This window comes from Alphaproteobacteria bacterium 33-17, assembly GCA_001897445.1.
GTDB lineage: Bacteria > Pseudomonadota > Alphaproteobacteria > Rickettsiales > 33-17 > 33-17.
In genome coordinates this window covers 67,505-89,077 of sequence record MKSX01000017.1, presented here as the reverse complement: position 1 = coordinate 89,077, position 21,573 = coordinate 67,505, and the positions used below count along the sequence as shown (strand labels likewise).

Here is a 21,573-nt window from a genome sequence, read left to right as displayed (position 1 = left end):
TAATGATTAGTTTGCTGAAAGATATAGAAAAATTACTGCCGCTATGGCTTGTTGATAAATCTGGCTGGAATTCAGTGTATGTTGACTATCATAAGCCATATGTGGCAAGACTTTGGAAGCAATACGGGGAATATAGATTTTACTTACATAAAATCTTCCCGTGCTTAAAAGAAGAATCTCTATTTCATCCGCATCCATGGTCATCTGCTATAAAAATTGTCAAAGGTGGTTATGAAATGGGGGTGGGATATAGTGAAAGCTTAAGTATAGCACCAGATATTACGACTACATTTGCTTTGAGTGATAACTGCTATTATGAAATGTTGTCAGATAAAGAATGGCATTACGTCAGACCAGTTAATGAGCCTTCTTACTCGATTATGGTGACTGGAAAGCCATTTGTGGAAAATCAAAAACCCTCAAATCCAGAGCTTAGAAAACTAAACGATCAGGAAATTGAGGATTTGCTTTCTATGTTTAAAGGTTTTTATTCCTAAGCATTTGCCTCTTCCGCTTCTTTCTTGAAAATAGACTTAGATTTTCTAACAGAATCAGATTTTAACTGTCCACATGCCGCTAAAATATCTCTTCCTCTTGGAGTACGTACAGGGCTTACATAACCTGCATTTTCTAATATTTCTGCAAACTTTTGAATACGTGTCCAAGGTGAGCATTTATAAATTGTACCAGGCCATGGATTAAACGGAATAAGGTTTATCTTAGCTGGAATACCTTTTATAAGCTTAATAAGGCGCTTAGCATCCTGATCAGAGTCATTAACCCCGTCTAACATTACGTATTCAAATGTGATTTTTTTGGTATTGCTTATTTCTGTATAACGTCTACATGCTGCTAATAACTCTTCGATAGGGTATTTTTTGTTAAGAGGAACAATATCATCCCTAATTTCATTGGTAGTTGCGTGTAGTGATACAGCAAGATTTACCCCGATTTCACTTGCGCAGTTATCTAACTCTGGCACAACACCTGACGTTGATAATGTAATTTTACGTCTGGATATTGAAATTCCTTCCTTATCCATAACAATTTGCATAGCTTTTTTAACATTTTCATAGTTATAGAGCGGCTCGCCCATACCCATAAGTACAATATTTGAAACAAGGCGGGGCAGGCGCGTAGAAGGCCATTCTTCTAGGCGGTCACGTACAACCATAACCTGAGAGACAATTTCATAAGGCGTAAGATTACGAACAAGCTTTTGAGTGCCAGTATGGCAAAATTTACATGTAAGTGTACAACCAACTTGTGAGGAAATACAAAGAGTTCCTCTCTCGCTTTCTGGAATATACACCATTTCAGCAAGCTCGCCATCAGCAAACTGGATAAGCCATTTTCGTGTGCCATCAAATGAAATTTGTTCTTTTACAATTTTTGGGCGATTTATATTATAATGCTGCTTAAGTAGTTCCCTTAAATCTTTAGCAATGTTAGTCATTTCATCAAAAGACTGAACGCCTTTATTGTAAACCCAGTGATAAAGCTGTTTTACTCTGAAGCTATCTGTAATTCCTAAATTTTCAAGCTCAAGTTTTAATTCTTCTCTAAGCATTCCTATAATAGATTTTGTGCTATCTACTTCTAAAGTAGTAGTTTTTTCAATGGTGTCAGGCTGCATGGCTAAAATCTGGATTTTATAATTGTAAAATAATGCGCTATTTTTAACAGATTATTAACAATAAGTCAATGTATTTTCTCTTGATCTTTTAAAATAGATGGGGTAAACCATCCTTTTCCTGAAAATTTTAAAGTATAATTGGAGGCATTTATGAGATTATGCTGGACGGATGTTGAAGAAATAGTAGAAGCGCTAGAAGAAGAACACCATGATGTAGACATTATGTCACTTAGGTTTACTACACTTCATAAATTAGTAACTGAACTAGAAGATTTTTATGATGATCCTGCAAGATCAAACGAAAAAGTTTTAGAGGCAATTCAGGCAGAATGGTACGAACTTAGGGAAAATTCTTAGGGATTCAAAAATTTATCTCCTGAAATATTGCCGTATAAATCAAAATTAATCTTGCGCCTAATATGACCTAAGTGGTGCAGTAACAAAATATCTATTTCATAATATGTAAGTGATATAACGCTAAAGTTACTAAATCCTGATTGAGAATGTGAGTCATCTTGATGTTTTGCGGATGAAGGCGCAAAGTCGGCAGTATAGCATTTCTGACTATATTTTTTTAGAGAATCCCACATAGACTTCGCAAAAAGGGTTTGATTGTTTAATTCTGCATTTGCCTTTAATCTAAGCTGGATTTTATGTTCTTTGTCATAAAAAAGCAGAGATGCTTTAGGAAAAGCCAAGATCTCCTGAGCTTTTGGGCTGCGAATGTCAGTATTAGAGGTAATCAGTTTTTTTGATAAATCATGACTTCTAACGACCATCATCCTAGAGTTTGGAGTTCCGTCTAGGCTTATAGTAGCAATATTTGCCAAATGCCAAGGATGTTTAGCACTTAAAATTGCTTTTTGAAATTCCTGATCCAGTTTATCTAATAATTCATCGCATGGTATAGATAAACTATCTATCATATTTCAGTGCCGCCCACCGTCATAGAGCTAATTAGTAAACTTGGCTGTCCAACACCTACAGGCACACTTTGACCGTTTTTGCCGCATGTTCCAACGCCATGGTCAAGTTCCATATCATTAGCAATGCCTGTAATTTTTGTAAGGCAGTCAGGACCATTGCCGATTAAGGAAGCACCTTTAATTGGATGAGTAACCTTACCGTCTTCTATCATATATGCTTCAGATGCTGAAAATACGAACTTACCAGAGGTAATATCAACCTGACCACCACCAAAGTTAACGGCAAACACACCACGTTTTACTGATTTAATCAGTTCTTCCTGGGTGGCATTCCCCGATAACATATAAGTATTAGTCATACGCGGCATAGGCTTACAGGCATAGCTTTCTCTTCGACCGTTCCCAGTAGAATGAGTATTCATAAGCGCTGCGTTTTGCCTGTCCTGCATATAGCCCATTAAAATTCCATCTTCTATAAGAACAGTGCGTGAGGTTTTTGTACCTTCATCATCAATAGATAAAGATCCTCTACGTTCTGGCAATGTGCCGTCATCAACGACGGTAACGCCTTTAGATGCAACCTGTTTGCCGATCATACCTGTGAATGCAGAGGTTTCTTTACGGTTAAAGTCACCCTCAAGTCCATGCCCAATTGCTTCATGAAGTAATACTCCTGGCCAACCTGAACCAAGTACTACAGGCATTTCACCAGCTGGCGCTGGCTTTGAAGATAAATTAACTTTTGCAATTCTATAAGCTTCATCAGCTTGTTTATGCCAGTGACTTTCCTCAAAGAGCCTTGTATAGCTATGACGTCCTCCGCTGCCACTTGATCCTGCTTCTTTTCTGCCGTTACTTTCAGCTATAACAGAAATATTAAGTCTGACTAAGGGTCTGACATCTAAAAATTTCTCACCGTCTTTTCTAAAGACTGTAATAACCTGAAACTCACCGATAATACCAACTGATACTTGCTTAATATCATTATGCTTTGATCTTAGGTAATTATCAATTTGCTGCATTAATCTAATTTTTGCCTGATAATCAAAATCTTTAATAAGTGGATTTTCATCTGAATACAAACTAATGATATTGCTCGGCGCAGGTTTAGAAATGCTAATATTATCATTAGAGCTTGTTGTAATAGCTTTAGCAGCTGTTTCTAGTTCTGCTTTAGAAATATCAGATGAATGCGCAAGGTAGGAAAGCTCTCCATCAATGCCTCTTAAGCCGAATCCACTAGAAATATTGTAGCTGGATGATTTTAATTTGCCGTCGTCAAATACAAATTTTTCTGATTCAACATATTCTAAAAAAAGTTCTCCATCAGCAAACTTTGAGAGAGATTTATTTGTAAAATTTGTGAAGAATTCTTCATCTAATTGGGACTTTTTGGCAAAGTAATTTGAAAATTTATCTTTATTAAACATAATATATGATATAAAAGCGTGTTGTAATTACTGAAATATATGATATTTTATATATATTGTCTATATCATAAAGATTTACATGGGTTTTGCATGAAAGTTATAAGTTATTTGATCGCGCTGGTATTTGGTATAATAAATTTTGCAAATGCGGCGGAGCCTAAGCCTTGGGAAATGTATTTTCAACCACCGGTTTCACCAGTGATGCACGCATTTTATGATTTTCACAATGAGCTTATGGTTATAATAACAGCTATCACATTATTTGTGACCGCGTTACTTGCGTATGTAATGATTCGTTATAATAAAAAATCAAATCCTGTTCCAAATAAGTTTACACATAATGTAACCGTCGAAGTAATCTGGACAGTAATACCATTATTTATTCTTGCTTATATTGCTGTTCCTTCCTTTAAAACATTATATATGTCAGATGTAACTCCTAAGTCAGAGATAACATTAAAAGTAGTTGGGCATCAATGGTACTGGGAATATATTTATCCTGATATGGAAGGAAAAGATGATATACGCTTTGATAGCTATATGATCAAAGATGAAGATTTGAAAGAAGGTCAAAAGAGATTGCTAGAGGTAGATAATCAGGTAGTTCTTCCTGTAGATACAGTAGTAAAAATTTTAGTAACATCAGCGGATGTGATTCACTCTTTTGCACTTCCTGCTTTTGGTCTCAAAACAGATGCGATACCTGGCAGAACAAATGAAACATGGGTGAAAATTGAAAAACCTGGCGTATATTATGGTCAGTGTTCACAGCTTTGTGGAGTAAACCACGCATTCATGCCAATAGCAATTAAAGCTGTTTCAAAAGAAGAATATGCGGAGTGGCTGAAAACTGCTAAGACAAAGTTTTCTGGATCATACAATCATGCAAGTATTAAATAAGTTTTAGGCAAAGGAAAGGTAGAATTATGGGTACAGACGCACATTTAGATCATCATAATCCAACAGGTTGGAAAAGATGGCTTTTCTCTACAAACCATAAAGATATTGGTACAATGTATATTGCATTTTCAATTTTTGCAGGTTTAGTAGGTGGTTTTTTCTCATGGCTTATCAGAGCTCAGCTTATGGAGCCAAATGGACAAATTTTTGGTGGTGACTATCAATTATACAACGTAGTACTTACAGCCCATGCGTTTGTAATGGTATTCTTTATGATAATGCCAGCACTATTTGGCGGATTTGGTAACTGGTTTGTGCCTCTCATGATTGGCGCACCTGATATGGCATTCCCAAGAATGAATAATATTAGTTTCTGGCTTTTAGTACCATCATTAATTTTACTTGTTGGCTCTGCTTTTGTAGGAGGGGGCGCAGGTACTGGCTGGACGGTGTATCCAACGCTTTCAAATTCAATGTTCCATTCAGGTGCTGCTGTGGATATGGCTATTTTTAGCCTGCACTTAGCTGGTATTTCGTCAATACTTGGTGCTATCAATATGATAGTAACTATATTTAATATGCGCTGTAAAGGTATGACACTTCATAAAATGCCACTTTTTGTATGGGCTATTTTACTTACTGCATTTTTATTAGTTTTAGCATTACCAGTACTTGGTGGCGCAATAACAATGTTACTTACTGATCGTAATTTCGGTACATCGTTCTTTAACCCTGCTGGTGGCGGTGACCCAGTGCTTTATCAGCATTTATTCTGGTTCTTCGGTCATCCTGAAGTATACATTATTATTCTTCCAGGTTTTGGTATTATCAGTCACGTTATTGCAACATTTTCAAGAAAGCCTATATTTGGCTATTTAGGAATGGTATACGCTATGATCGCAATTGGTGTGGTTGGCTTTATTGTATGGGCGCACCATATGTTTACTGTTGGTATGACAGTAGATGCACTTGCTTATTTTACAGCAGCAACAATGCTTATTGCTGTTCCAACAGGTGTAAAAATATTCAGTTGGATTGCAACAATGTGGGGCGGTTCAATTGACTTTAAAACTCCGATGCTTTTTGCAATTGGTATGATTTTCCTATTTACAGTTGGCGGGGTTACAGGTGTAGTGCTTGCTAATGGCGGCCTTGATAGAGTATTCCATGATACATATTATGTAGTTGCTCACTTCCATTACACAATGTCAATGGGCGCAGTATTTTCTGCATATGCTGGTTTTTACTACTGGTTCCCTAAAATGTCTGGTAAAATGTATTCAGAATGTTTAGCTAAAATCCATTTCTGGATGACATTTATTGGTGTAAACGTTACATTCTTCCCTCAGCACTTCTTAGGACTATCTGGTATGCCAAGACAAATTCCAGATTATCCTGAGGCTTATGCAGGTTGGAATTATGTATCATCGGTTGGTTCTTTAATTACAATGTTTGCAACATTCCTTTTTATATACATTGTTTTCTATGCATTTATGAAAGGAAAAGAAGCTGGAAATAATCCATGGGGAGATGGTGCAGATACACTTGAGTGGACACTTCCATCACCACCACCTTTCCATTCATATGAGTCAATTCCTGAGGTAAAATAAGGAAAGAATGTTATCTACTCATGAACTACACAAAAGCCAGGTAGGTAGTGCATATGAATCTGAAATTAAAGATTTTATAGCGCTACTCAAGCCTGGCGTAATGACATTAGTTGTATTTACTGCCATTGTAGGCATACTTTTGGCTCCAGGAAAAATAGACTTTTTTACAGCTATTATGACAGTGCTTTGCACATGCCTAGGCTCTGGTGCTAGTGGCGCAATTAATATGTGGTATGACCGCGATATTGATAAAATCATGACTAGAACTGCAAAAAGACCAATTCCCAGCGGTAAAATTGCGCCGCATGTGGTACTAGAATTTGGCGTATGTACAGCGTTTTTATCAGTATTCTTGATGGCAATGTGCGTAAACTATGTTGCAAGCGCAGTATTACTTAGCGCTATTTTATTTTATGTATTTATCTATACAATCTGGCTGAAAAGAAGAACACCGCAAAATATAGTAATAGGCGGTGCTGCTGGATCTTTTCCGCCAATGATCGGATGGGCAGCTGTAACTGGTAATGTCTCAATCGAAAGTCTGATTCTTTTTTTAATAATCTTTATGTGGACGCCTCCACATTTCTGGGCGCTGGCAATTTATAAGTCAGATGATTATAAAAAAGCAGGCGTGCCTATGCTGCCAGTAGTAAAAGGTCAAAAGTCAACTAAGTTACATATATTTGTTTATGCTATTCTTATGTGGCTAACAACTTTAGTGCCATATTATATTGGAATGCTTGGGGTTACATATTTTATTGCTGCCAATATTTTAGGTATATATTTTGTGTGGGGAAGTTTTAAGCTTCTTAAAGCAAACAATCTCAACTATGCTCCAAAATTATTTGGATACTCTATACTTTATCTATTCATTCTCTACGGAATGATGGTTGTAGATAGAGTGTTTTAGGTCTAGCTTAGTAATTTATAAAGTTCACATAAATTGTGACCAAAGGGTGAGGTTTTGAAAAAACCGAGGGGATCAATTTACAAGTCAAATTAAGGCGCATTTAAATTGAAGTAAAAAATCCTTCCCGAGGTGGTCAGAATTTTTAAAACCTTTTAAAAAAAATAGATTTTATAAAAATTACTTTCTATCAAACATACGCAACCACAACTTAATTATACGAATATTGACAGATGAACATACATAATATACTACAACCTAGAATTCATTGAAATAATTAAGGCACACCATGTTACTTAACCTCATATATAATCTTAAACATGCTTTTATCCTCACATTCTTAAAGCCGATCAGGCATGGAAGGGCAAGTAGGGCTGAGTTTTGGTATGCAAATATGGCTTCAGTAATATGTACCTTCATAGGTTATATCATTTTGAAAATTGCAGATAACCAAGGATTTATAGTATATTACATAACGTTAGGCATGACTATGGTTATGTCAATTTATGCTTATTTTTGCGGTATAATGTTACTAAGAAGAAGGGTGCATGATTACGGAAGATCGTTTTTATTTATAATAATAATTTACATTGCTATATGGTTTCTTAATTTTCTTATAAGTACAGTTATTACTACAGTGAGTTTAACTTTACTATCTGGCAGTTTCCTAACATTTTTAATATCAAATGCAATATATTATGGATTATTTGGTATAAAGAAAGGCGATAAACATTATAATAAATATGGACTAAGCCCTTATAATAATGTTAATTTTAGACCATTAATATCAAAATCAGGTACTTAAATGCCATTACATCCATTGCACGAAAAGAAAAAGTCTAAAAATATAGCTCTATTTTTAATTATTATGGGAATAGTGGTGCTATTCTTTTACCTGGGTTTTAAAAAATATGGCTTACCAGTATAAATAATGAATCCTAAAAACCGAAATCTTGCTATTAATGTTATAATTGCAGCAATCGGCATGCTTATGCTTGCATATGGATCGGTTCCTCTTTACCGTATATTCTGCCAAAAAACAGGCTTTGCAGGAACTGTACAAATTGCAAATGTTTCATCAAAACAAATAGGTAGTAAAAAATATAAAGTTTTTTTTGATGCAAATGTTGAGCAACATCTTACGCTAAAATTTCAAAATGTAACAAGATATGTTGAGGGTTTAAGTGGTGCAAACTTAATTGCATATTATAAGGCTGAAAATTTGTCAGATAAACCATTGAAAATAATGGCAACTTATAACGTAACGCCATTAAGAGCAGGAAGATATTTTCAAAAAATAGAGTGTTTTTGCTTTGAAGAACAGATACTAAACCCAAAACAGGCAGTAGAATTTCCGGTTTTATTTTACATTGATCCGAAAATTGAAAAAGATTCTAACATGGATGATATAGAAGAGATAACTTTATCCTATACTTTTTTCGATATTTCAGATAGATAGTAATATTATATTTAAACTTAAATCAAAATGTAAATTGCCGATTTCAGCAAATAGCTTTATAATATAATTAAGTTTTTTATGGAGATATAACAATGTCATCAAAGCAGAACCATTCATATCATTTAGTTGACCCAAGTCCACTACCTATAGCCGGGGCATTTTCGTTACTGGCTCTAACTTCTGGTGCAGTCTTATTTATGCATAAACATGCTATAGGTAATTTTTTGTTGCCAGCAGGGTTTTTGGCTGTGTTGAGCGTTATGTATTATTGGTGGAAAAGCGTTGTAAAAGAAGCAATAGTTGACAAAGCGCATACTGTTGTGGTTCAAAATGGTCTTAGAATTGGCATGGCTCTGTTTATTTTATCAGAAGTTATGTTCTTCTTTGCGTTCTTCTTTTCATTTTTTAGTGCTGCCCTATTTCCAGTGGGAATTTTAGATGGGTTTTGGACTGTTGCAGAAGGAATGTGGCCTCCTGCTGGTATCAACACATTTGATCCATGGGATTTACCACTCATGAATACATTAATCCTGCTTTTATCAGGTACAACAGTAACATGGGCACATTATAGTTTGCTTGAAAATAACCGTAAGGATTTTATAACTGGTCTAAGTCTTACAGTAGGACTTGGCGTTTTATTTACATTATGTCAGGTGATAGAGTATTCGCATGCTCCGTTTAAGTTTACTGATGGTGTTTATCCATCAAATTTCTTTATGGCTACAGGTTTCCATGGTGCGCACGTATTAATTGGTACCATTTTCCTGTTTGTATGCTTAATTCGTGCTAAACGCGGTCAAATGGACGCTCAGAATCACCTTGGTTTTGAATTTGCTGCTTGGTACTGGCACTTTGTAGACGTAGTATGGTTATTCCTCTACGTATTTGTATATATTTGGGGTAGATAATGCCTTCTAAAAAAAGTAAGTTACCACTGTTTATGACAGTGGTAATGGTCTTGATCCTCCTTTTCCTTGGCTCATGGCAAATTGTAAGATATCAATATAAAACTGCACTTCAGCACGAACTTGATCAAAAAATAACTAAAGAGCCTGAGAAAGTATCTTGCGAAAAACTTCATCAAATTTACAATAAAGATTTGAATTTCAGAAGGTTAATTCTTGATAAGGCGCAAACTACTGGTGAGAACGTTTTTGTTTTTGCAGGCAGCAGAGCTATTAGAGGCGAATCTGGTTATTTCTTGGTTACGCAGGTTAAATGTGATTCTTATAATTTCATAATAAATATGGGCTGGATCCCTGTAAGTCATAAGGAAAAATTCATGCATAAAAAATGGGTGCTTGATGATGTGCTAGTTACTATAATGCCCAATGAAATTAAAAGAGTCTTTACCCCTGAAAATGATGTAAAATTAAATGTTTGGTTTTATATCAATAGTCAAAACTTTTCTGAATATTTCAAGATTAATGATCCTGGTTTCTTTATGCAGCGCAGTTATCTTAATAATGAATACCCAATTGGGCAAAATGCAAAAGAAAGGGTTAGAAATGATCACATGGGTTATGCACTTACATGGTATATGTTAGCTATAGCTAATTTAGTAATTTACGCAGTTTATAAAAGAAAAAGGGTCTAATTAGACCCTTTTTCAAGACTATTAAAATTTCAGTAGTTAAGCTTCAGAAGCTTCAGAAAGTGTTTTAACAAGGTTATTAATTGCTGATTTAAATCCTTTATTATCAATCTTCATAAAGTTTCTAGCAACTTCAATACACATTCTTTGACCTTCTTCGCTCATTTCTTCTGCAACATTAGATGTTAAGTTATCATAAAAATATGTAATTGTTACGCCTAAAGCTTCAGCAAGACCTAAAAGTCTGCTTGCAGAAATTCTGTTAATACCTGTTTCGTATTTTTGGATTTGTTGTTGAGTAATTGCCATTTTTTCAGCAAGTTCTTGACGTGACATACCTAAGAAAATTCTTCTAGATTTAATCTTTTTACCAATATTTCTGTCAATTTTTTGTAAAATATCTGATTTACGTGCCATAATTCTTCACCTATAATATAAATGTTAATCTTTCTTAATGAATGGTTTTGATTGTTAACTATTCATATAGTAATTTGTAATATATGTAAAGCATTTTTATCGCATTAATTGAAAATTTTATGAAAAACATTGATTTAATAAATGAAATATTAAGAAAAGCCTTTGAGGATTCAGAGGTTTTTATAGAGGATTTCTCAGAAAAACATGCAAAGCATCAGCATAATAATCTGAAGCATCAGGATGAGTCACATCTTAAAATTGTGATATTTTCCAATATTTTATATGATTTACCTAAATTGGATCGCCATAGAAGGGTAAAGACATTACTTAAGGGAATGTTAAAGGATAGAATCCATGCATTAAGTTTGGAATTTAAAAGGAAGGAGTCTAGTTAAGTCTTTAGGTTATGGTATTTATCATTATTTGTGCTAGCCCATGTTTACCAGGCTTGGCTTACTGCTCAATACTTTAAAATATTTAATATAATTAAATGGTGGGCGATAGAAGACTCGAACTTCCGACCTCCACGATGTCAACGTGGCGCTCTAACCAACTGAGCTAATCGCCCTTAAAATAGGGATATTTATTACCAAACTTTATATTTCAGTTTTTATCAAAAATCAAGCCATTTAGCCTAAATCTATTTGTACAAAAAAATAATCTTGGAAGCTTTGTATATAAATGAATCTTTTTTGCTATAATTATCAAGTTCTTTGCCAATTTTACTAGAAGATATTACGGACTTACCGATAACATTTCTGGATAAGTTTTTACCTTTAGATAACACTACTCCCCAGACACTATGAAGCATAACTGGTTTACCTTCAAAGTCACCAGCATAAATTGCAATACGTCCCTTTTTATAAATTAAAGCACCAAAAGGCTTACCCTTTTCCTTAAGTAATCTGAGCTTTTCTTTAACACTTAAATTTGATACATCTAAAGTTTTATGAGGGAAGAACTCAGACTGTTCTTTAGAGTTTCTTGGCAGATATAAGCCAAAGGGCGCATAAAAATCTTTTACCAACTGTGAGCTGTCACGGTTACCTAAATATCCTCCAAAACCATATGGACGTGCAATAAGCTGGTTAGCAATCATATCTATATTAGATTTGGAAAAAGCTAGTGGATTCACAGCAATATCGTTTGGATTAATTTTAATCTCCTCAAGCCCATGATGAGTAGGTACTAAAACCTTTAGTTTTCCATTTTCAGAGGTAGTAGGTAATATGGTGCCAAGTTTTATATGTTCTATAAAGTTATCGTTATTATCATAAATGTTGAGGTTTTCCTTGATAACTACACCGAATTTATGGCTGTTCATGAGGATTTTAGCTTCTCTAGCAGGTATTATCATGAGATCCTGAACTTTTATAAATCCTGCCATATGATCGTTAGTCAGGATAAATGCCCATGCTTTATCCTGCGAATAATGGCTAAGCAAAACAGGGCTACCAATGTACAAATGTGTTTCCTGTGCATGATCAAACGGATATCCTTCACCAGGAGAGAGAGGGTTATTAAAGTAAGGTCTTATTGTTGGAAGGCTTCTTAAATCAGTATTTCTTCTAATTAATGCGTATCTGCGTTCTTCAAATAAGTCTTTAAAATTGGCGTTTTTTAAATCACTATTAAATTCATCGGGTGTTCTTTGAGCTAATACCTCATTATATGAGTGTTTAAGTCTTTCTATATTTTCACCGATTTTCCTTTTGAGTTCTTTAAAACTCATGCCATTCCATTTGTCGACATGTTTTGTATTCCATGCGCTGAATAGTAATTTATTAGTAGTTATGATTTCAGGAATTTCTTCAATATTTAATGATCTTGTATCCTGTGGAAGTTGCTTTAAATCTTTGATTTCAGAAAAATACACTGGTTGTAAGTTACTACAGCTCAATAAAAAAAAACATGAAATTATGAAGAGCGAAAAAAGTTTAGTCATAATGAATCTATAATAAGTTAGTTTTCAACCTGGTCTTTATAGCCAAGTACTGTGTATTCAAGCGCATAAAAATCATCAACTGGAAGAGATTTTACCATGTTAAATGGGTGTATTTTAAGTAATGGTAAGATTTCTTCTCTTTTTAATATTAAGTAACTAACATTATTTACGCCACCATCAATCAACGACCTTAAAATTTTTGTATTTAAACTAGAAGGCGTTAAGTCTAGAGTAAGTTGATTATGAGTTATTGAATTATTATTGCTTTTAATAAAATCTTCCATAACAAAAACATACTTATTATCGGAGGTTTTAATGTTGAAATTTATTATCACTGAAGCACCGCATGCAAGTTTTGCCGCTACAGGTTTTTGGTGAAATCTTATAATAGGTTTTTCATTATTAGAAATAATATCTGTAAGTTTAATAGTAAAGTCTTCTTCGCCAGATTTCATAACTTTTCTTATTTCACCTAAACTCATAATGCTAATAATTGAATCATAGTTGGGTTTAAATTTATTATTGCCTAAAATATAATCATAGTATTTTTTGTTTTTAACGTCATAAAGCTTAATTTTATCACCACACTCAGGTTTTTTACCAGATCCATAAGTGAGGATTTCATATTGTCCAAAGCCTTTTGGTAGCTGAACGACATTTGTATTTTCTGAAGCTATAGTAGGATCTGCGGGTTTAATGATTGTAGATAAGAATTGTTTGCCTTGGCTTGTTTCAGCAAAAGAAGCCATAATTCCTGCAACTTTTCTCTCTAAAAAGTTTTCCCTTGATTCGATTTCCTTTTTTTGATTCTCAGGAATTTCAGGAGCTAAAGGTGATTTTATGGCTGTTTTTGTGTTATCTATGGTTTTAGGATTTGTGCTGCTAATGAAGAAATAAATGAAAAATATGCTGCCGATAAATAAGAAAATATTATATAGTCTATTACTCATTTTTTACCACTATTTTTTTTAATATACCAAGCTGCAAATACTGAGCATAAAGCTAGCATAGCAATTGTTATTATTGTAATCCATTCAGAAATAAGTTCTTCGTTCTCGCCGATTTTATATCCCAGTGCAAGCAGGGTAATAACCCACAGGCTTCCTCCAGCGCTGGTATATAAGCAAAACTTAGTAAGGTTCATTTTCGCAAGCCCAGCAGGAAAAGATATAAAATGCCTTACTCCAGGAATTAACCTGCCTGTAAATGTAGAAATAGAGCCATGTTTAGCAAAAAAATCTTCAATTTTTTTAAGCTTGTCTTCGTTCATGAAAAAATATTTGCCAAACTTAATAATTAGCATTCTGCCATATTTAAGAGCAATAAAGTAACTAAAACATGAACCAAGGATAGTGCCTGAAATTGAACTTGCAAGTACTGCAAAAGGATTCATTACATCCTGATAAATTAAGTAACCCGCAGGAATCATGGTAATTTCGCTAGGAATCGGCAGGAAAGTACTTTCAAGAAATGTCATGATAAAAATGCCTAGATAACCAGTGCTATGGGCAAAATCTACAAGCCATTTAATCAAGTTTAAAAGTATTTCCATCGCAAACTACAAAAAACAATATGAATTACCAGATATCTTATTGATTATTGTAAATTCTGCAAGTAATATTCTAGCTTTTTCGTGCTTATCTACTTTGATTTGAATTTTAATCTGTTTTCTAAACTACTCATTTGAGGGGCATTTTTAACTGCATTTTTTGCAATCAAATTAGATTTGGCAGTAGTTCTGATCATTTTATTTACTTCCTTACGATCATTGGGCTGAATGCTAAATATTAGAGGTTTTACTCCATAGCTTCCTGCTGTACCACCACCTGCAACGATTCCACCTGGCATATATCCCATGCTGTCAGTTTTTCCGATATCTGAAGAAATTTGTGCTAATTCAATTTTTACGTCCTTTTTTTTGCAATATTCATCAACTTCCTTTTTAATAAAAGAAAAAACAGCCTGACCCGTTCTGTCTTTGCCGCTTTTGCAGGTAATCATCTGAAGTTTACCTTGTTTGTGGGCTAAAGATGTATATTCCTTAGATAAATCTAAGTTATAATTCTGGCGCATATTACCAATAACTGAGCCAAACTTAAGATTATTAAATGAATTTCGGGTTTTAATTGCTGAATGTAGAACTTCTTTGCTATCTTCATCAATTGCAATATTAGATAGGGCTTTTCCGAGTTTCTCAGCTTGCTTATTTGAAATGTATTTTACAATCAAGGAAAGTATTGGAATAACGCTTAATATAATTTGAATGGGGCTTCTTTTACCTTCTAAATATTTCTTTGTTTTTTCTAAGGTTTTCCTTTCTTCTTCATTTTGTGGTTCAATGCCGCTTATAATTGAAGCTATTGTTTTAAGATTTTCATCAATAGCAGCTGTATCATTACCACCGACAGCTCTAAAAAGATTGGTTGAAGTATTGGAATAGCTAATTCCATGTTTTTTTGAGTGAATAGCAGAAATTGCTACTATATCTTTTTCGCTATCTACTATTTTAGGATTCACTAAAGTATTTACTACAATTTCCTGATTACCTGCATGTTGTTTTAATTGTTCATGATTTAAATCAGAAATTTCAAATCTTACATCATAATTAGGCGACAGAGATACTAATGTTCCGGCATGATATATTTTTGTAAGGTTTTCAGGCGTATCTTTATTTAAATAAGATCGAACTAAGTGGCTGTACGCGTTTGGTATTCCAGGAATGCTTCTAAGCTGTGTGGGTTTTATTGCCCCACTAACTATTGCTGGATGATGTATTCTATAAATTTTTTGTTCAAACTCAGAAAGTTTTCTGAACCAGTTGCTTTCATGAAAGTCTATTTGTTTGGCGGTTTGTTCTCTTATGCCAACCATTATTTCAGAAATTTTAAAGGTGCCGCTTTCTGTTTCTAAGCTTGATACATGTATTATATCGCGCTGTTTGTCTTTAAAATTTTGATATTGTAAGGCTATATTGAATTTTTGCATAGCCTCTTCAACACCTGCATCATTTAATGCTTTCACTATAGATCCTCTTGTTTCTTCTACAAGTTTGTGCAATTCTACAGTAGTTGCCTGATTCTCAAGCTTTCGCATCTCGTTTTCAACAAGTAAACAAAGATCTCTTATTTTAAGGCTTAAGGGTACTGCTTTTTCACTATCTAATTCAAGCTTAGAAACATCAATAGCAGCCATCATACCTTTTAAAATCTGAAGCCTTGCAGGTGAATTTCCTTCATTTTGCTGTTCTATGGGTATAGCTTGCGTTGCATCTCTAATTTCGATGGTACCATCTTCGGAGGTTTCCCTGTATATGCTTCTGTTAGCATCATATAAGCAATCCAAAAGATAACATGCTTCTAAATAAGCACCATTTGTAATGCAGGTCGATACTTTGTCTTCAAGATCCTTTTTGATCTTTTCAAAGTCATGTTCTTGCATGGGCTGTTGTAAGTATTTATCCGATACAATAATCGCATTGTCATATCTTTTATTAAAAGAATTATCAGGGTTTGGCATAAAGATAAACTTAAATAGTTAATATTTTAATTTTACATTAATTTAAGCTTATATTCAACATTTTGCTGCTATAAATTATTGACTATTAGGTCAAATAGGGGCTTTATAAACACAGGGTTATAAATTATATAAAGCCAAAAGATCTATATATCAGGGCTTTAATAAAATACGAGGTACCAAGTTATGTACTTAAATGTAAGTAAAATATCAAATTTTTTTGGATCATCCAGACAAAGCAAAATAGTAAGCTTTTGTGCAATAGGCACAATGCTTGAGCTTTATGATTATGTACTGTTTGCAGTAATGCTTTCGGTTATTTCACAAAAATTCTTCCCAGCAAGTGATCCCAATACATCTATTATTTTAGGAATGCTGACATTTGCAATATCGTTTTTATTTGCTGCTTTTGGTTCTATATTTTGGGGATGGTACGGTGATAAGTTTGGTCGTCAGAAAATGCTAAACCTTTCAATGGCAATTATGGCGATTCCATCTCTTACTATCACCTTTCTACCTACATATGATAAAATTGGAATTTTTGCACCAATAATTTTAATATTAGCTCGTATACTTCAGGGCATTAGTGCAAGTGGTGAAATCCAAGGTGCTAAAATTTATGCGATGGAAACAGTTGATCCTAAATCATTAGGTACTACTGCAGGCATAATGAGCGCTGCTGGTGGTGTAGGCGTAATGATGGCAATGGTAATGGGATATTTATCATCAGTATCTGACTATGAAAATGCATGGAGATTTCCATTCTTACTAGGAAGCTTAATTGGTTATGTTGGAATTATGCTAAGACGTGAACAGATTAAGGCTAAGTATGAACAACATACAACACCTAAAAAAGCTAAAATTTGGGATTTAGTTGGTATACTTAAGCAATATAAATATGAATCTGTGGCGGTCTTTTCACTTGGTGCGATACTAGGAAGCGTTTCATATATGCTGCACGCATTTATGAACCCTTATATGGTAAGTCTTGGAATATCAAGCGACAAAGCATATTTGCTTACTATAATTTCATTGGTATCTACGGCAACTTTTTCTGTAGTTTCAGGGATATATTCAGATATGACTTCTCGTTTAGTGGGTGCTATGAAAAATAATATATATGCTATAATTTTGGTTATTATTCCTGCTTTTATGATGATTTTGAGTATGAATATTATGCTGATTGAAGTTGCATGTGCTATTTTAGGCGGTCTTTTAGGGGTCAACGCTACAATGTGCGGTATTATTATGTATAAATCTTTCCCTTATGAGGCAAGATGCAGAGGAGTAATGTTTTTATATGCTCTAAGCGTGTCTATATTTGGTGGATTTACGCCAATAATCTTAAAGTATTCTGCAAATTTTGATAAAATGATGCCTGCTTATATAATGCTGGGAATTACAGTTAGTATGTTGGTTGCTTTTAAAAGCGCTATCAAGAAGATTAAATTATACGAGTAAATAAATGCTTTTTTGTTTAGATATTGGTAACTCTCAAATTTATGGGGGTATTTATGATAATGGAAATTTTGTTAAAACGCTTCGTATTAATACAAAAATTGGCTGGAGTGAAGATCAGTTAGGAATTTTCTTACTTACATATTTACGTGAAGCAGGAATAAATCCTGAATCTATTGAAGCGTTTTTAGTAAGTTCAGTTGTTCCGTCAGTTGATTTTACAATTAAAACGGCGGTAAAAAAATATTTTAATGCAATTTTCTTTGAAATAAAGCCTGGTGTCAAAACAGGAATCATCCTTGATAAGTATAAAAATCCTTCAGAAATTGGGGCGGATTTAGTGGTGGCATCAATTGCTGCCTCAAATAAGTTTCCTTCTCAAAATATCATCATTATTGATATGGGTACAGCAACAACTATAACAACAATAAATAGTAAAAAAGAGTTTTTAGGTGGTTCAATAATACCTGGAATCAAAACCCAAATGAGCGCTATATCGAGCAGTGCAGAAAAGCTTTTTAGCGTTGAGATCACAAAGCCATCTGTTTTTATGGGTAAAACTACTCAGGCAGCTGTCCAGTCAGGTATAATTAATGGTCATTTTGGTAGTATAAAATATATTATTGAAGGGACTAAAAAAGAGTTATTTGAAAACGAAGAGGCTTTGGTAATTGCGACAGGCGGAATTGCAGGTCTTTTTGATAAATCAGGATTGTTCGATCATTATTTCCCTGACCTAATATTAGAGGGGCTTGTAGTTGCCTATGGAATTAATCAAAGATAACGTATCAAGTCTATACAAGTATCTGTTAAATTTACAAAACCCCCTTAGGCTTGATAGCGTAATGGAAATGGCACTTTATGATAAGGATTACGGATATTATTCAATATATAATCCTTTCGAAAATAAAGGGGATTTTATAACTGCGCCTAAAATCTCTCAGATGTTCGGTGAGATTGTAGGCGCGTTTGGATTATCTAAGATGCTTTCTTATAATATTTCAAAATTTTCTCTAATTGAAATAGGTGGGGGTGACGGCACTTTACTTAACGATATATTAAAAATAATCCCTAAAGATAACATCGCAGATATTTATTTGGTCGATAACAGTGATTTGCTTAAGTCTGTGCAGCAAAAAAAGCTAGCGGGCTATAATATAAAATATGTAAATGATATATTAGACGTTAAAACCGAACATCCGTGCTTTATAGTAGCAAATGAGCTATTTGACGCAATGCCCATTAGAAAGTTTAAAAAAACAGGTGAAAATTTCTTTGAAGCATATATTAATTCAGATCAAAATGAGCTTTTTATAGAGTATAAACAAGCAAATGAAGATTTCCTGACTTATTATGAAAATGTTCCCGAAAATGGCATTATTGAATACCCTGAATATGCGCTTAATTATCTGAAAAATATAACTAGATTACTTGAGTCTCAAAAAGGTTTTTTTCTGACTTTTGATTATGGTTATTTAAATAACGAAAAATATATTTTCTCAATGCAGGCTATTAAAAATCATACAATGGTTGACTGGCTATTAAATATCGGAAGCTGTGATATTACCACACATGTTGATTTCAAGATGCTGATGGACTCTTTGCCAAAAGAATTCAAGTCATCTGTAACTACCCAAGGAGGATTCTTGCTAACTAACGGAATAGGTTTAAGGGCAAGAGCCTTAATTGCTAAAAACCCTGACAAATATGAAATTATCGATAACGCTTTATCCCGTCTGACTCATCCTAAGCTTATGGGCGAGCTATTTAAATGCATGTTAATTTCTAATTTGTAAAAACTTGTCTCTAACGATTTGGCGTTTTTCACAGAGATAGAGTTTTATATCGAGGAATTTTCCCAGATATGAAATGCGACATAAAGTTATAATAACAAAGCCCCGATTTGAGCCCGGGGCTTTGTTAATTTATTTTTGCTTTTCAGCGAGTTTTTTCGCAACTGATGGGGAAAGCTGAATATTCAGTTCCTTAAGCTGCTTATCTGTTACATAGTTTGGTGCCTGCATTAGAATATCTTCTGCTTGCTGAGTCATTGGGAATACGATAACTTCACGGATATTTGGCTCATCTGCAAGTAACATAACAATTCTGTCGATTCCAGGGGCTAGTCCACCATGTGGGGGAGCGCCGAACTTAAACGCCCTAATCATACCGCCAAATCGTGAATCTACATCTTCTTTTGTATATCCTACTTTTTCGAAAGCTGTATACATAATTTCAGGCTTATGGTTACGAATCGCACCACTTGAAAGCTCAACACCATTACATACAATGTCATACTGGAATGCTTTAATTGCAAGTAAGTCATCAACTGATTTAGCATTTTCAAGTACTTCTAGTCCGCCTTGTGGCATAGAGAATGGGTTATGGCTAAAGTCAATATTTCCTGTTTCTTCGTTAAGCTCATAAAATGGGAAATCTGTAATCCAGCAGAACTTAAATACTGATTTATCAATAAGGTCTAACTGATTGCCAAGCTCAATACGAGCTCTGCCTGCAAGCTTAATTGCATCATCTTTTTTACCACATGAGAAGAACACTGCGTCGCCATTAGAAAGACCTGCAGTTTCTTTGAGGGTATTTAATTTTTCAGCGCTTAGGAATTTAGCGATAGGTCCTTTTGCTTCGCCATCTTCGCCAAATATAATATAACCAAGTCCTGGGAAGCCTTGACTTCTCGCGAAATCGTTCATGCCATCAAAGAAGCTTCTAGCTTTAGATGCTGTTTGCGGTGCAGGAATAGCACGTACAATTGATCCGCCTTCGATAGCTTTAGCAAATATTGCAAAGTCAGAACCCTTAAAAATATCAGTTACATCACTGATAATAATAGGGTTTCTTAAATCAGGTTTATCAACACCATACTTGAGCATTGCATCATCATATGTAATACGTGGGAATGGGTATTCAAATACTTGCTTACTAGAGAATTTCTTGAACACATTATATAATACTGGCTCAATAGTCTTAAATACATCTTCTTGCTCAACAAACGACATTTCAATATCTAACTGGTAGAATTCGCCTGGTGAACGATCAGCTCTTGCATCTTCATCACGGAAGCAAGGTGCAATCTGGAAGTATCTGTCAAAGCCCGATACCATAAGTAATTGCTTAAACTGCTGAGGAGCTTGAGGAAGTGCATAGAATTTACCTGGATGAATTCTGCTTGGAACTAAGTAATCTCTTGCACCTTCTGGTGAACTTGCTGTTAAAATTGGAGTTTGGAATTCTCTAAAACCTGAAGCATTCATTTGCTCACGAATATAAGATATAACATCTTGCCTTAACATAATGTTTTTATGAACTTTATCACGGCGAAGATCGAGGAATCTGTATCTAAGTCTTAACTCTTCTGGCAAATCCTGTTCAATATTTACAGAGAATGGTAGTGTTTCAGCTTCAGACTCAATTTGGAAAGATTCAGTCATGATTTCAATTGCGCCTGTAGGAAGAGTGTCGTTTACTGTCTCTTTAGAACGCTCAACGACTTTACCTGTAATGGTTACGACTGACTCATATTTAGCATGGGTTGCAAGATCTAAAAAATCTACTTCATTAGTAATTACAAGCTGAGTGAGACCATAATGGTCGCGAATGTCCATAAATAATATATTACCATGGTCGCGTTTTCTATGAACCCAACCAGAAAGCTTAACATTTTGCCCTACGTGTGACTTATTTAGTTCACCACATGAATGTGTACGAAACTTATGCATAATAACCGAAATATATTGAAATTGATAATATGATTGGTAAT

The 21,573-nt window shown here is 34.3% G+C and carries 22 protein-coding genes and 1 tRNA gene; 13 read left to right on the top strand and 10 right to left on the bottom strand.

Going from position 1 to position 21,573, the window contains the following annotated elements; all coding sequences use genetic code 11:
- Nucleotides 1-2: 2 nt before the first annotated feature.
- Entirely contained in the window at nt 3-497 is a 495-nt protein-coding gene (locus BGO27_08470) for a hypothetical protein (protein ID OJV13913.1), read from the top strand.
- On the opposite strand, the gene BGO27_08465 is transcribed toward BGO27_08470, so the two are convergent.
- Nucleotides 494-1,636 carry a 23S rRNA (adenine(2503)-C(2))-methyltransferase gene (locus tag BGO27_08465; GenBank protein ID OJV13912.1) on the bottom strand — a complete coding sequence of 381 codons (1,143 nt, stop codon included), beginning with the start codon at nt 1,634-1,636 and terminating at the stop codon, nt 494-496. The genes BGO27_08470 and BGO27_08465 overlap by 4 nt on opposite strands.
- 150 nt (nt 1,637-1,786) lie before the next feature.
- On the opposite strand from BGO27_08465, the gene BGO27_08460 reads away from it, so the two are divergent.
- On the top strand, nt 1,787-1,993 hold the full coding sequence (locus BGO27_08460) for a Fe-S assembly protein IscX (GenBank protein OJV13911.1): 207 nt from the start codon (nt 1,787-1,789) through the stop codon (nt 1,991-1,993).
- On the opposite strand, the gene BGO27_08455 is transcribed toward BGO27_08460, so the two are convergent.
- Both BGO27_08455 and tldD read right to left on the bottom strand, forming a co-directional pair.
- A complete protein-coding gene (locus tag BGO27_08455; GenBank protein OJV13910.1) occupies nt 1,990-2,562 on the bottom strand; it encodes a hypothetical protein in 573 nt (190 codons plus the stop codon). The genes BGO27_08460 and BGO27_08455 overlap by 4 nt on opposite strands.
- The gene (gene tldD, locus BGO27_08450) at nt 2,559-3,992 is read right to left on the bottom strand and encodes a metalloprotease TldD (protein ID OJV13909.1); all 1,434 of its coding nucleotides are present in this window, start codon (nt 3,990-3,992) and stop codon (nt 2,559-2,561) included. The genes BGO27_08455 and tldD overlap by 4 nt, the downstream gene beginning before the upstream one ends.
- A gap of 39 nt (nt 3,993-4,031) precedes the next feature.
- On the opposite strand from tldD, the gene BGO27_08445 reads away from it, so the two are divergent.
- The 7 genes from BGO27_08445 to BGO27_08415 all read left to right on the top strand — a co-directional run bounded on the left by BGO27_08445 (nt 4,032) and on the right by BGO27_08415 (nt 10,465).
- Nucleotides 4,032-4,892 carry a cytochrome c oxidase subunit II gene (locus BGO27_08445; protein OJV13908.1) on the top strand — a complete coding sequence of 287 codons (861 nt, stop codon included), beginning with the start codon at nt 4,032-4,034 and terminating at the stop codon, nt 4,890-4,892.
- Nucleotides 4,893-4,918: 26 nt separating this feature from the next.
- The gene (locus BGO27_08440) at nt 4,919-6,502 is read left to right on the top strand and encodes a cytochrome c oxidase subunit I (GenBank protein ID OJV13907.1); all 1,584 of its coding nucleotides are present in this window, start codon (nt 4,919-4,921) and stop codon (nt 6,500-6,502) included.
- Between the two features lie 7 nt (nt 6,503-6,509).
- Complete coding sequence (locus BGO27_08435; GenBank protein OJV13906.1) at nt 6,510-7,412, top strand: protoheme IX farnesyltransferase; 903 nt, start codon at nt 6,510-6,512, stop codon at nt 7,410-7,412.
- 286 nt (nt 7,413-7,698) lie between these two features.
- Nucleotides 7,699-8,214 (top strand): hypothetical protein, encoded by a 516-nt coding sequence (locus BGO27_08430; GenBank protein OJV13905.1) that lies wholly within the window; start codon nt 7,699-7,701, stop codon nt 8,212-8,214.
- A gap of 126 nt (nt 8,215-8,340) precedes the next feature.
- Nucleotides 8,341-8,868, top strand: a complete 528-nt coding sequence (locus BGO27_08425; protein OJV13904.1) for a hypothetical protein — start codon at nt 8,341-8,343, stop codon at nt 8,866-8,868.
- A 92-nt stretch (nt 8,869-8,960) separates the two neighbouring features.
- Nucleotides 8,961-9,776 (top strand): cytochrome C oxidase subunit III, encoded by an 816-nt coding sequence (locus BGO27_08420; protein ID OJV13903.1) that lies wholly within the window; start codon nt 8,961-8,963, stop codon nt 9,774-9,776.
- Nucleotides 9,776-10,465, top strand: a complete 690-nt coding sequence (locus BGO27_08415; GenBank protein OJV13902.1) for a hypothetical protein — start codon at nt 9,776-9,778, stop codon at nt 10,463-10,465. Before BGO27_08420 ends, BGO27_08415 begins: the two co-directional genes overlap by 1 nt.
- A gap of 36 nt (nt 10,466-10,501) precedes the next feature.
- On the opposite strand, the gene BGO27_08410 is transcribed toward BGO27_08415, so the two are convergent.
- Entirely contained in the window at nt 10,502-10,879 is a 378-nt protein-coding gene (locus tag BGO27_08410; protein ID OJV13901.1) for a hypothetical protein, read from the bottom strand.
- A gap of 119 nt (nt 10,880-10,998) precedes the next feature.
- Between BGO27_08410 and BGO27_08405 the strand changes: the two genes are divergently transcribed.
- Nucleotides 10,999-11,274: a hypothetical protein gene (locus BGO27_08405; protein OJV13900.1), complete on the top strand. Its 276-nt coding sequence runs from the start codon at nt 10,999-11,001 to the stop codon at nt 11,272-11,274.
- A gap of 96 nt (nt 11,275-11,370) precedes the next feature.
- Here the strand turns inward: BGO27_08405 and BGO27_08400 are convergent.
- The 5 genes from BGO27_08400 to BGO27_08380 form a co-directional block, all read right to left on the bottom strand.
- Nucleotides 11,371-11,447: transfer RNA gene (locus BGO27_08400), tRNA-Val, on the bottom strand.
- Between the two features lie 72 nt (nt 11,448-11,519).
- Entirely contained in the window at nt 11,520-12,755 is a 1,236-nt protein-coding gene (locus BGO27_08395) for a hypothetical protein (protein OJV13899.1), read from the bottom strand.
- Between the two features lie 86 nt (nt 12,756-12,841).
- On the bottom strand, nt 12,842-13,774 hold the full coding sequence (locus tag BGO27_08390) for a hypothetical protein (GenBank protein ID OJV13898.1): 933 nt from the start codon (nt 13,772-13,774) through the stop codon (nt 12,842-12,844).
- The gene (locus BGO27_08385) at nt 13,771-14,370 is read right to left on the bottom strand and encodes a hypothetical protein (protein ID OJV13929.1); all 600 of its coding nucleotides are present in this window, start codon (nt 14,368-14,370) and stop codon (nt 13,771-13,773) included. The genes BGO27_08390 and BGO27_08385 overlap by 4 nt, the downstream gene beginning before the upstream one ends.
- Nucleotides 14,371-14,465: 95 nt before the next feature.
- Entirely contained in the window at nt 14,466-16,340 is a 1,875-nt protein-coding gene (locus BGO27_08380) for a hypothetical protein (GenBank protein ID OJV13897.1), read from the bottom strand.
- Nucleotides 16,341-16,523: 183 nt separating this feature from the next.
- Here BGO27_08380 and BGO27_08375 point away from each other — a divergent pair, with 183 nt between their 5' ends.
- The 3 genes from BGO27_08375 to BGO27_08365 are packed head-to-tail and all read left to right on the top strand — an operon-like array spanning nt 16,524 to nt 19,591.
- Nucleotides 16,524-17,798: a hypothetical protein gene (locus BGO27_08375; GenBank protein ID OJV13896.1), complete on the top strand. Its 1,275-nt coding sequence runs from the start codon at nt 16,524-16,526 to the stop codon at nt 17,796-17,798.
- Between the two features lie 4 nt (nt 17,799-17,802).
- Nucleotides 17,803-18,579 (top strand): hypothetical protein, encoded by a 777-nt coding sequence (locus tag BGO27_08370; GenBank protein OJV13895.1) that lies wholly within the window; start codon nt 17,803-17,805, stop codon nt 18,577-18,579.
- Nucleotides 18,560-19,591, top strand: coding sequence for a hypothetical protein (locus tag BGO27_08365; protein ID OJV13894.1), 1,032 nt, complete (start codon nt 18,560-18,562; stop codon nt 19,589-19,591). The genes BGO27_08370 and BGO27_08365 overlap by 20 nt, the downstream gene beginning before the upstream one ends.
- Nucleotides 19,592-19,720: 129 nt before the next feature.
- Here BGO27_08365 and BGO27_08360 read toward each other — a convergent pair whose 3' ends face one another.
- On the bottom strand, nt 19,721-21,532 hold the full coding sequence (locus BGO27_08360) for an aspartate--tRNA ligase (protein OJV13893.1): 1,812 nt from the start codon (nt 21,530-21,532) through the stop codon (nt 19,721-19,723).
- Between the last annotated feature and the right edge of the window lie 41 nt (nt 21,533-21,573).

Excerpts from the sequence above, each read along its gene's own strand:
- BGO27_08470 (OJV13913.1), top strand. The coding sequence starts at position 3 with ATGATTAGTTTGCTGAAAGATATAGAAAAATTACTGCCGCTATGGCTT.
- BGO27_08465 (OJV13912.1), bottom strand. The coding sequence starts at position 1,636 with ATGCAGCCTGACACCATTGAAAAAACTACTACTTTAGAAGTAGATAGC.
- BGO27_08460 (OJV13911.1), top strand. The coding sequence starts at position 1,787 with ATGAGATTATGCTGGACGGATGTTGAAGAAATAGTAGAAGCGCTAGAA.
- BGO27_08455 (OJV13910.1), bottom strand. The coding sequence starts at position 2,562 with ATGATAGATAGTTTATCTATACCATGCGATGAATTATTAGATAAACTG.
- tldD (OJV13909.1), bottom strand. The coding sequence starts at position 3,992 with ATGTTTAATAAAGATAAATTTTCAAATTACTTTGCCAAAAAGTCCCAA.
- BGO27_08445 (OJV13908.1), top strand. The coding sequence starts at position 4,032 with ATGATATTTTATATATATTGTCTATATCATAAAGATTTACATGGGTTT.
- BGO27_08440 (OJV13907.1), top strand. The coding sequence starts at position 4,919 with ATGGGTACAGACGCACATTTAGATCATCATAATCCAACAGGTTGGAAA.
- BGO27_08435 (OJV13906.1), top strand. The coding sequence starts at position 6,510 with ATGTTATCTACTCATGAACTACACAAAAGCCAGGTAGGTAGTGCATAT.
- BGO27_08430 (OJV13905.1), top strand. The coding sequence starts at position 7,699 with ATGTTACTTAACCTCATATATAATCTTAAACATGCTTTTATCCTCACA.
- BGO27_08425 (OJV13904.1), top strand. The coding sequence starts at position 8,341 with ATGAATCCTAAAAACCGAAATCTTGCTATTAATGTTATAATTGCAGCA.
- BGO27_08420 (OJV13903.1), top strand. The coding sequence starts at position 8,961 with ATGTCATCAAAGCAGAACCATTCATATCATTTAGTTGACCCAAGTCCA.
- BGO27_08415 (OJV13902.1), top strand. The coding sequence starts at position 9,776 with ATGCCTTCTAAAAAAAGTAAGTTACCACTGTTTATGACAGTGGTAATG.
- BGO27_08410 (OJV13901.1), bottom strand. The coding sequence starts at position 10,879 with ATGGCACGTAAATCAGATATTTTACAAAAAATTGACAGAAATATTGGT.
- BGO27_08405 (OJV13900.1), top strand. The coding sequence starts at position 10,999 with ATGAAAAACATTGATTTAATAAATGAAATATTAAGAAAAGCCTTTGAG.
- BGO27_08390 (OJV13898.1), bottom strand. The coding sequence starts at position 13,774 with ATGAGTAATAGACTATATAATATTTTCTTATTTATCGGCAGCATATTT.
- BGO27_08380 (OJV13897.1), bottom strand. The coding sequence starts at position 16,340 with ATGCCAAACCCTGATAATTCTTTTAATAAAAGATATGACAATGCGATT.
- BGO27_08375 (OJV13896.1), top strand. The coding sequence starts at position 16,524 with ATGTACTTAAATGTAAGTAAAATATCAAATTTTTTTGGATCATCCAGA.
- BGO27_08370 (OJV13895.1), top strand. The coding sequence starts at position 17,803 with ATGCTTTTTTGTTTAGATATTGGTAACTCTCAAATTTATGGGGGTATT.
- BGO27_08365 (OJV13894.1), top strand. The coding sequence starts at position 18,560 with ATGGAATTAATCAAAGATAACGTATCAAGTCTATACAAGTATCTGTTA.
- BGO27_08360 (OJV13893.1), bottom strand. The coding sequence starts at position 21,532 with ATGCATAAGTTTCGTACACATTCATGTGGTGAACTAAATAAGTCACAC.